Source organism: Streptomyces sp. WELS2 (assembly GCF_013870595.1).
Lineage (GTDB): Bacteria > Actinomycetota > Actinomycetes > Streptomycetales > Streptomycetaceae > Streptomyces.
Genome location: NZ_JACBWZ010000257.1, coordinates 1 through 7753, shown reverse-complemented (window position 1 = coordinate 7753; position 7753 = coordinate 1). Strand labels below are relative to the sequence as shown.

The window sequence follows — 7753 nt, the reverse complement described above, 5'->3', positions numbered from 1 at the left end:
CCGCCGGTCTGGGTCGGGCCGCCCGTGCTCCGTCTGAGCTGGGTCCAGCCGGAGGACCTGCTGGTTCACGAGCTGCGCCAGGCCCGCCTGGACGGGCGCGAGCCGAAGGCGGTCGAGGCACGCTGGCGGGCGGCCGGCGGCCCGGACGCGCCGGAGCGGACCGGCGCGTCGGCACACGGCGTCTCCCGCTACCTCCGGCTGCTGGCGGAGGACCTGCTGGACGAACTCGCCGACCTGCCCGGCCGCTTCGCCGAGGACGAGCCGACCGACCTGGCCCGTATCGAGTCACTGTGCCCCGACTGGCCCGCCGAACGGTCCGCCACCGCGCCCGGCCCCCGCGCCCTCGAAGCCGCCTGGCTCGGCCGGGCCATCGGCTGTCTCCTCGGCAAACCCGTCGCGCACCTCTCCCTCGACGGCATCCGCGCCCTCGCCGCGGCCGCCGGGAACCGGCCCCTCACCGGCTACTTCACCGCCAAGGGCGTACCCGAAGAGCTCCTCGCCGCCCATCCCTGGGACCGCCGCTGCGCCACCACCTGCCTGGCCGAGAACATCGACGGGATGCCCGCGGACGACGACCTCGACCACCCGCTCGTCAACCTGCTGCTGCTCCGGCGCCACGGACGGGACTTCGGCACCGACGACGTCGCCCGGCTCTGGCTCGACGAGCTGCCGCCCGGCCGCACGGCCACCGCCGAGCGCGTCGCCTACCGCAACCTGCTCTGCGGCATCGAGCCCCCGCACACCGCCCGCCACCGCAACCCGTTCCGCGAGTGGACGGGCGCGCTGGTCCGCGCCGACATGCACGGCTGGACCAACCCCGGCGACCCGGCCGCCGCCGCCCGACAGGCCTACCGCGACGCCGTCCTCACCCACACCGCCAACGGCGTCTACGCGGCGATGTTCACCGCCGCCGTCATCGCCACCGCCGCCTCGGGCACCTGCGACGTCCACGCCTGCCTGCGGGCCGGCCGCGCGGTGGTCCCGCCCCGCTCCCGGCTGGCGGCGGCCGTCGACCACGCCGTCCGGCTGGCCCGGACCACCGAGGACTTCGAGGACGTCGTGGACGAACTCCACGCCCGCTACGCCGCCACCCACCACCGGGCCCACGCCGTCCCCAACACCGCGCTGATCGCCGCCGCCCTCACCCACGCCGACGGCGACTTCACCGGCTCCGTCTGCCGTGCCGTGTCCGGCGGCTGGGCCACCGACTCCACCGGCGCGACCGCCGGCAGCGTCGCCGGACTCCTCGCCGAAAGCCCCGGGGCGCTGCCCGAACGCTGGCGGGCACCGCTGAAGAACCGGCTCGCCGGCGCCATCGCCGAGTTCGACGGCTGCGGCTTCGACACCCTCGCCCACCTCACGCACCTGGAGGCGACCCGCCCATGACCCATATCGTGGTCCTCGGCAGCACCAACATGGACCTGGTCACCTACGTCGACGAGGCACCCCGGCGCGGGGAGACCGTGACGGGCCGGGAGTTCCGCACGGTGCCCGGCGGCAAGGGCGCCAACCAGGCGATCGCCGCGGCCCGGGCCGGCGCGACCGTCTCGATGATCGGGGCGGTGGGCACCGACGCCTACGGCGTGCGGCTGCGCGACACCCTCGAACACTCCGGCGTGGACACCGACTTCCTGCGCACGGTGGAGGGCCCGTCCGGCACCGCGCACATCGTGGTGGACGCCGAGGGCGGCAACGCGATCGTCGTCGTCCCCGGCGCCAACGGCACCGTGGACCACCTCTCCCCCGGCGACGAGGGGGTGATCGCCACCGCCGACGCCCTGCTGCTCCAACTGGAGATCCCGCTCCCGGCGGTCGTCGCGGGCGCCCGGGCGGCCCGCCGGCGCGGGGTCCGTACGGTCCTCACCCCGTCCCCGGTCCAGCCGCTGCCGCCCGAGTTGCCGGAGGCGATCGACCTGCTGGTGCCGAACGAGTACGAGGCGGTCACCCTCACCGGCCGCACCGACCCGCGCGAGGCGGCGGCGGCCCTGCTGGAGCTGGTGCCGGAGGTGGTCGTCACCCTGGGGGCGACCGGCTGCCTGTATCTGGCCCGGGGCACCGAGCCGCTCGTGGTCCCCGCGCCCCGGGTGACCGCCGTCGACTCCACCGGCGCGGGCGACACCTTCGTCGGCGCGCTCGCCGTGGCCCTCGCCGAGGAGAAACCGGTACGCGAGGCCCTGACCTGGGCGGCCGCCGCGGCGGCGATCTCCGTCCAGCGGGCAGGGGCGTCGGCGTCGATGCCCTACCGCCCGGAGATCGAGGCCCGGTACGGCACATGAGCGGACCGGCCCCGGGCACGTACGCCACCGCCCGCATGCGCGAGGGCGCCCGGAGTGTCCCGGGCGCCCTCGCGTCGTAGAACCGGCGGTCAGACCTTCTTGGCCGGCTTCGCCTCGTCCTGCGGCGATTCCTCGCCCGGCTCCCCGGCGTCCCCGGACTTCTTCTCCCCCGCGTCGGCGACGGCCTCGGTGCTCCCGGCCTTCTTCTCCTCGGCGCCGGCGGCCTCAGCACCGGCCGGACCGCCGGAGGCGAGCGCGGGTTCGACCACGGCCTCCCGCCCGGGCCGCTTCTTGCCGACCACCACGATGTACGTCACGGCCAGCAGGAAGACGATCAGCGCGGTCCAGTCGTTCAGGCGCAGGCCCAGGATGTGGTGGGCGTCGTCCACCCGCATGTACTCGATCCAGCCGCGGCCCGCGCAGTACGCGGCGACGTACAGGGCGAACGCCCGGCCATGCCCCAGCTTGAAGCGGCGGTCCGCCCAGATCACCAGCAGGCCCACGCCGAGGCACCACAGGGATTCGTAGAGGAACGTCGGGTGGTAGTACCCCGGCACCCGGCCGCCCTCGGCGGAGGTGATGTGCAGCGCCCAGGGGACATGGGTCTCCCGGCCGTACAGCTCCTGGTTGAACCAGTTGCCCCAGCGGCCGATGGCCTGCGCGAACGCGATGCCGGGCGCGACGGCGTCGGCGTACGCGGGCATCGGGATGCCCCGGCGCCGCGCGCCGATCCAGGCACCCAGCGCGCCGAGCGCGATCGCGCCCCAGATGCCCAGGCCGCCCTCCCACACCTTGAAGGCGTCCACCCAGTCACGGCCCTCGCTGAAGTACAGCTCGTAGTCCGTGATCACGTGGTAGAGCCGGCCGCCGACCAGGCCGAACGGCACGGCCCAGACGGCGATGTCGGCGACCGTGCCGGACTGCCCGCCGCGGGCGATCCAGCGCTTGTTGCCGAACCAGACGGCAACGAAGACGCCGATGATGATGCAGATGGCGTAGCCGCGCAGCGGGATGGGGCCGAGGTACAGCACCCCGTGCGACGGGCTGGGGATGTAGGCAAGGTTCATGGCAGGACCGACGCTACCGTGCCGGGCCATGGGGAGGGCAAGCAGCCCGGCTACGGGTCCATAACAGGGCGTGCGAATCGGCTCACCCCCGGTCGGCCGCCTCCACCATCTGCTTCAGCTTGGCCGGGGTCATCGTCCGGTCCTCGTAGATGTTCTTGCCGTCGAGCAGCACGGTCGGGGTGCCGCCGAAGCCGCCGGACTTGAACGCCTGGTGGGACTTGTCCACCCAGCCGTCGTGCGTGCCGTTGCGGACGCACTCGCGGAAGGCGGGGGTGTCCAGGCCCTTCACCTTGCCGGCCAGCTCGATCAGCCTGTCGTTGCCCGCGTAGGCGTCGTCGGTCTCCTTGGGCTGGTTCGCGAACAGCACGTCGTGGAATTCGCGGAACCTCCCGGCGTCCTGGGCGCAGGCCGCGGCGTTGGCGGCGCGCAGCGAGCCGGTGCCGCCGAGGTTGCCGTCGATCAGCCGGACCAGGTGGTACTCGACGCGGAGCTCGCCGGCGTCGGTCAGTTCGTGGAGCGTCGGCCGGTACGCCGTCTCGAAGGCCTGGCAGGCCGGGCAGCGGAAGTCCTCCCAGACGGTGAGCGTCGACTTGGCGCCGTCCTTGCCGACCGGGATCGCGAGGCTGTCCTTGCCCTGCGCGCCCGAGGGGGCCACGGCCGGGCCCGCTTTGCCGCCCTTGTCCTTGCCGGCGTTCGCGGCGACGACGCCGATCACCGCCGCCAGGCCCAGGACGCAGAGGACGCTCGCCCCCACGATCAGCGCCCGCCGCCGCTTGTCCGCGGCCTTCTGCTTCTCGCGCTCGACCGCCAGCCGCTCCCGGGCGGTGCGCTTTCCGTCACGGTTCTTCTCGCTCACACCCCCAGAACGAACCGGGGAGGCGCAGCGCGCCTCCCCGGTCCGAGGTCCACCCGTTCGAGTGACCGAATCCTCCGGTACGGGACAGCGGCCCGTCACGGCTGGGTGTTCACGCCTGTCCGCGGACGCCCTTCGCCAGGTCCCCGGCCAGCTCGCGGACCGCGGCGAGGCCGGCGGCCTCGTCCGGCGCGTCCAGCATCCGCTTCACGAACGCCGAGCCGACGATCACGCCGTCGGCGAAGCCGGCGACCTCGGCGGCCTGGGCCCGGTTGGAGACGCCGAGGCCGACGCAGACGGGCAGGCCGGTGCCGGTGGCACGGGTGCGCCGGACCAGGTCCTGGGCCTGCGTGCCGACGGACTCGCGGGTGCCGGTGACGCCCATGAGCGAGGCGGCGTAGACGAAGCCGCTGCCCGCCGCGGTGATCTCGGCGAGCCGCTCGTCCTTGCTGCTCGGCGCCACCACGAAGACCGTCGCGAGGCCGTGCTTGTCGGCGTGCTCGCGCCACAGCGCCGACTCCTGCACCGGCAGGTCGGGCAGGATGCAGCCGGCGCCGCCCGCCTCGGCCAGCTCGGCGGTGAAGCGCTCCACGCCGTAGCGGTCGATGGGGTTCCAGTACGTCATGACCAGGATCGGCTTCCCGGTGGCCCGGTACGCCTCCCGGACGGTGCGCATGACGTCGGCGATGCGCACACCGCCGCGCAGGGCGATGTCGTCCGCGGTCTGGATGACGGGACCGTCCAGGACCGGGTCGCTGTGCGGCAGACCGATCTCGACCACGTCCGCGCCGCTCTCCAGGACGGCCTTGACCGCCTCGATGCCGCCGTCCACGGTCGGGAACCCGGCCGGGAGGTAGGCGATGAGCGCGGAACGGCCCTCGGCCCTGGCGCCCGCGAGGGTGTCCGACAGCAGCTGGATGTTCCCGCTCACTTGGCGTCCCCCTCGATCTCGGCGGTGTCGGCGGCGTCGGCCGCGACCTCGGCGTCGGTGTCGTACAGGCCGAAGTAGCGCGCGGCGGTGTCCATGTCCTTGTCGCCGCGGCCGGACAGGTTGACGACGATCAGGCCGTCCGGGCCCAGTTCGCGGCCGACCTCCAGGGCGCCGGCCAGGGCGTGGGCGCTCTCGATGGCCGGGATGATGCCCTCGGTACGCGACAGCAGGCGCAGTGCCCGCATGGCCGCGTCGTCGGTGACCGCGCGGTACTCGCCGCGGCCGGAGTCCTTGAGATAGGAGTGCTCGGGGCCGATGCCCGGGTAGTCCAGACCGGCCGAGATGGAGTACGGCTCGGTGATCTGGCCCTCGTCGTCCTGGAGGACGTAGGAGCGGGAGCCGTGCAGGATGCCGGGCTCGCCGGCGGTGAGGGTGGCCGCGTGCTCGCCGGTCTCGACGCCGTGGCCGGCCGGCTCGCAGCCGATCAGGCGGACGCCCTCGTCGGGGATGAAGGCGTGGAAGAGGCCGATGGCGTTGGAGCCGCCGCCGACGCAGGCGACGGCCGCGTCCGGCAGCCGGCCGGCCCGCTCCAGGAGCTGGCGGCGGGCCTCGACGCCGATGACCCGGTGGAAGTCGCGGACCATGGCCGGGAAGGGGTGCGGGCCGGCGACCGTGCCGAACAGGTAGTGGGTGTGGTCGACGTTGGCGACCCAGTCCCGGAACGCCTCGTTGATGGCGTCCTTCAGGGTGCGGCTGCCGGACTTCACGGCGACGACCTCGGCGCCGAGCATGCGCATCCGGGCGACGTTGAGGGCCTGGCGCTCGGTGTCGACCTCGCCCATGTAGATGGTGCAGTCGAGGCCGAACAGCGCGCAGGCGGTGGCCGTGGCGACGCCGTGCTGGCCGGCTCCGGTCTCGGCGATGACCCGGGTCTTGCCCATGCGCTTGGTGAGCAGGGCCTGGCCGAGCACGTTGTTGATCTTGTGGGAGCCGGTGTGGTTGAGATCCTCGCGCTTGAGGAAGACGCGGGCGCCGCCGGCGTGCTCGGCGAAACGGGGGACCTCGGTGAGCGCCGACGGGCGGCCGGTGTAGTTCACCAGCAGGTCGTCGAGTTCGCGGGCGAACTCCGGGTCGTTCTTGGCCTTGTCGTACTCGACGGCGACCTCGTCCACGGCGGCGACGAGGGCCTCCGGGATGAACTTGCCGCCGAACGCGCCGAAATAGCCCTCGGCGGTGGGGACCCGGCCCTCCGGGTCGGGGATGAAGAATTCGCTGGGCATGCGGAAACCTCACGGTGAGTCTCTTGGGAAATACCGATCGCCGTGGGGCTCGGGTCGTCTGCCGGCTGCGGGCCGTATGCGGCTTGTCGCGCCCGCGCGGCGGTAGCCGCGTATCAGACGGAGTCCCGCGCCCCTAAAGGGCGCGCTGCCATCGACGCCCGTTGACCTGCCCGGGTTCGTCACCGATGACGTACCGCACGCGACGGCCGTGGACGCGCCGGGCGGGGGCGCGGCAGCCACGCGGACGGCAGCCGCGCGCCAGGCGCGCGTGCCGGTCCACGGTCGTCAGGGTGAGAGTCATCGGCACCAGCCTAGCGGGGGTCAGCCCCGGCCGTGCCGCAGCGCGGGGTGTTCGCCCGCGGCGACCAGGTCGGCGACGGCCGCCTTCGGGTCGCGGCCGGTGACCAGGGACTCGCCGACCAGGACCGCGTCGGCGCCGGCGTTGGCGTAGGCGATCAGGTCGTGCGGGCCGCGCACACCGGACTCGGCGACCTTGACGAGGTGGTCGGGGATCTCCGGGGCGACCCGCTCGAAGGTGCCGCGGTCGACCTCCAGCGTCTTGAGGTTGCGCGCGTTGACACCGATGATCTTGGCGCCCGCGTCCACCGCCCGCTCGACCTCGTCCTCGTCGTGCACCTCGACCAGCGGGGTCAGGCCGATGGACACCGCGCGCTCGATCAGCGACTCCAGGGCCGGCTGGTCCAGGGCGGCCACGATCAGCAGCGCGAGGTCGGCGCCGTACGCGCGGGCCTCCCACAGCTGGTACGACGTGACGATGAAGTCCTTGCGCAGCACCGGGATGTCCACGCGGGCGCGGACGGCCTCCAGGTCGGCGAGCGAGCCGCCGAAGCGGCGCTGTTCGGTGAGGACGGAGATGACGGACGCGCCGCCCGCCTCGTAGTCCGCGGCGAGGCCGGCCGGGTCGGCGATGGCGGCCAGCGCGCCCTTGGAGGGGCTGGACCGCTTGACCTCGCAGATCACCTTGACGCCGTCACCCTTGAGCGCGGCCACCCCGTCCTTGGCGGCGGGGGCCTTGGCCGCGCGCTCCTTGAGCTCGTCGAGGCTGACACGGGCCTGCCGCTCGGCGAGGTCGGCACGGACTCCGTCGATGATCTCGTCGAGCACACTCACGCGAGCGGCCCCCTTCCAGACGGTGGGTTCCTTCAGGCTCCGAAAAGCCCGTGGTCAATTGCGATGGTATCCGCAGCAGTGCGGTGGCTTCGCATCCGGTTGACGGCGGTCCCACTGGGTGGACATCCGTTCGCCGGTGCGGTCAGGGGCGCAGCCAGGCGCCGAACGGCAGGTTCCGCAGGACGGTGAACGCCAGCAGCAGGGCGACGACGGTC

At 73.6% G+C, this 7753-nt stretch carries 8 protein-coding genes; 2 read left to right on the top strand and 6 right to left on the bottom strand.

Annotated elements, in window-relative coordinates:
• Positions 1–24: 24 nt before the first annotated feature.
• Positions 25–1386, top strand: a complete 1362-nt coding sequence (locus tag H5J33_RS16850; protein ID WP_181795729.1) for an ADP-ribosylglycohydrolase family protein — start codon at positions 25–27, stop codon at positions 1384–1386.
• Complete coding sequence (rbsK, locus tag H5J33_RS16845; RefSeq protein WP_181795728.1) at positions 1383–2276, top strand: ribokinase; 894 nt, start codon at positions 1383–1385, stop codon at positions 2274–2276. The genes H5J33_RS16850 and rbsK overlap by 4 nt, the downstream gene beginning before the upstream one ends.
• A gap of 89 nt (positions 2277–2365) precedes the next feature.
• Here the strand turns inward: rbsK and lgt are convergent, their stop codons facing one another.
• The 6 genes from lgt to trpC form a co-directional block, all read right to left on the bottom strand.
• The gene (gene lgt, locus H5J33_RS16840) at positions 2366–3343 is read right to left on the bottom strand and encodes a prolipoprotein diacylglyceryl transferase (RefSeq protein WP_181795727.1); all 978 of its coding nucleotides are present in this window, start codon (positions 3341–3343) and stop codon (positions 2366–2368) included.
• Between the two features lie 82 nt (positions 3344–3425).
• Positions 3426–4199 (bottom strand): thioredoxin domain-containing protein, encoded by a 774-nt coding sequence (locus H5J33_RS16835; RefSeq protein WP_181795726.1) that lies wholly within the window; start codon positions 4197–4199, stop codon positions 3426–3428.
• A gap of 109 nt (positions 4200–4308) precedes the next feature.
• A complete protein-coding gene (trpA, locus tag H5J33_RS16830) occupies positions 4309–5127 on the bottom strand; it encodes a tryptophan synthase subunit alpha (RefSeq protein WP_181795725.1) in 819 nt (272 codons plus the stop codon).
• Positions 5124–6407, bottom strand: coding sequence for a tryptophan synthase subunit beta (trpB, locus tag H5J33_RS16825; RefSeq protein WP_181795724.1), 1284 nt, complete (start codon positions 6405–6407; stop codon positions 5124–5126). Before trpB ends, trpA begins: the two co-directional genes overlap by 4 nt.
• A 133-nt stretch (positions 6408–6540) precedes the next feature.
• The gene (gene trpM / locus H5J33_RS16820; RefSeq protein WP_181795723.1) at positions 6541–6708 is read right to left on the bottom strand and encodes a tryptophan biosynthesis modulator TrpM; all 168 of its coding nucleotides are present in this window, start codon (positions 6706–6708) and stop codon (positions 6541–6543) included.
• A gap of 20 nt (positions 6709–6728) precedes the next feature.
• The gene (gene trpC, locus H5J33_RS16815) at positions 6729–7538 is read right to left on the bottom strand and encodes an indole-3-glycerol phosphate synthase TrpC (protein WP_181795722.1); all 810 of its coding nucleotides are present in this window, start codon (positions 7536–7538) and stop codon (positions 6729–6731) included.
• Positions 7539–7753: the final 215 nt, after the last annotated feature.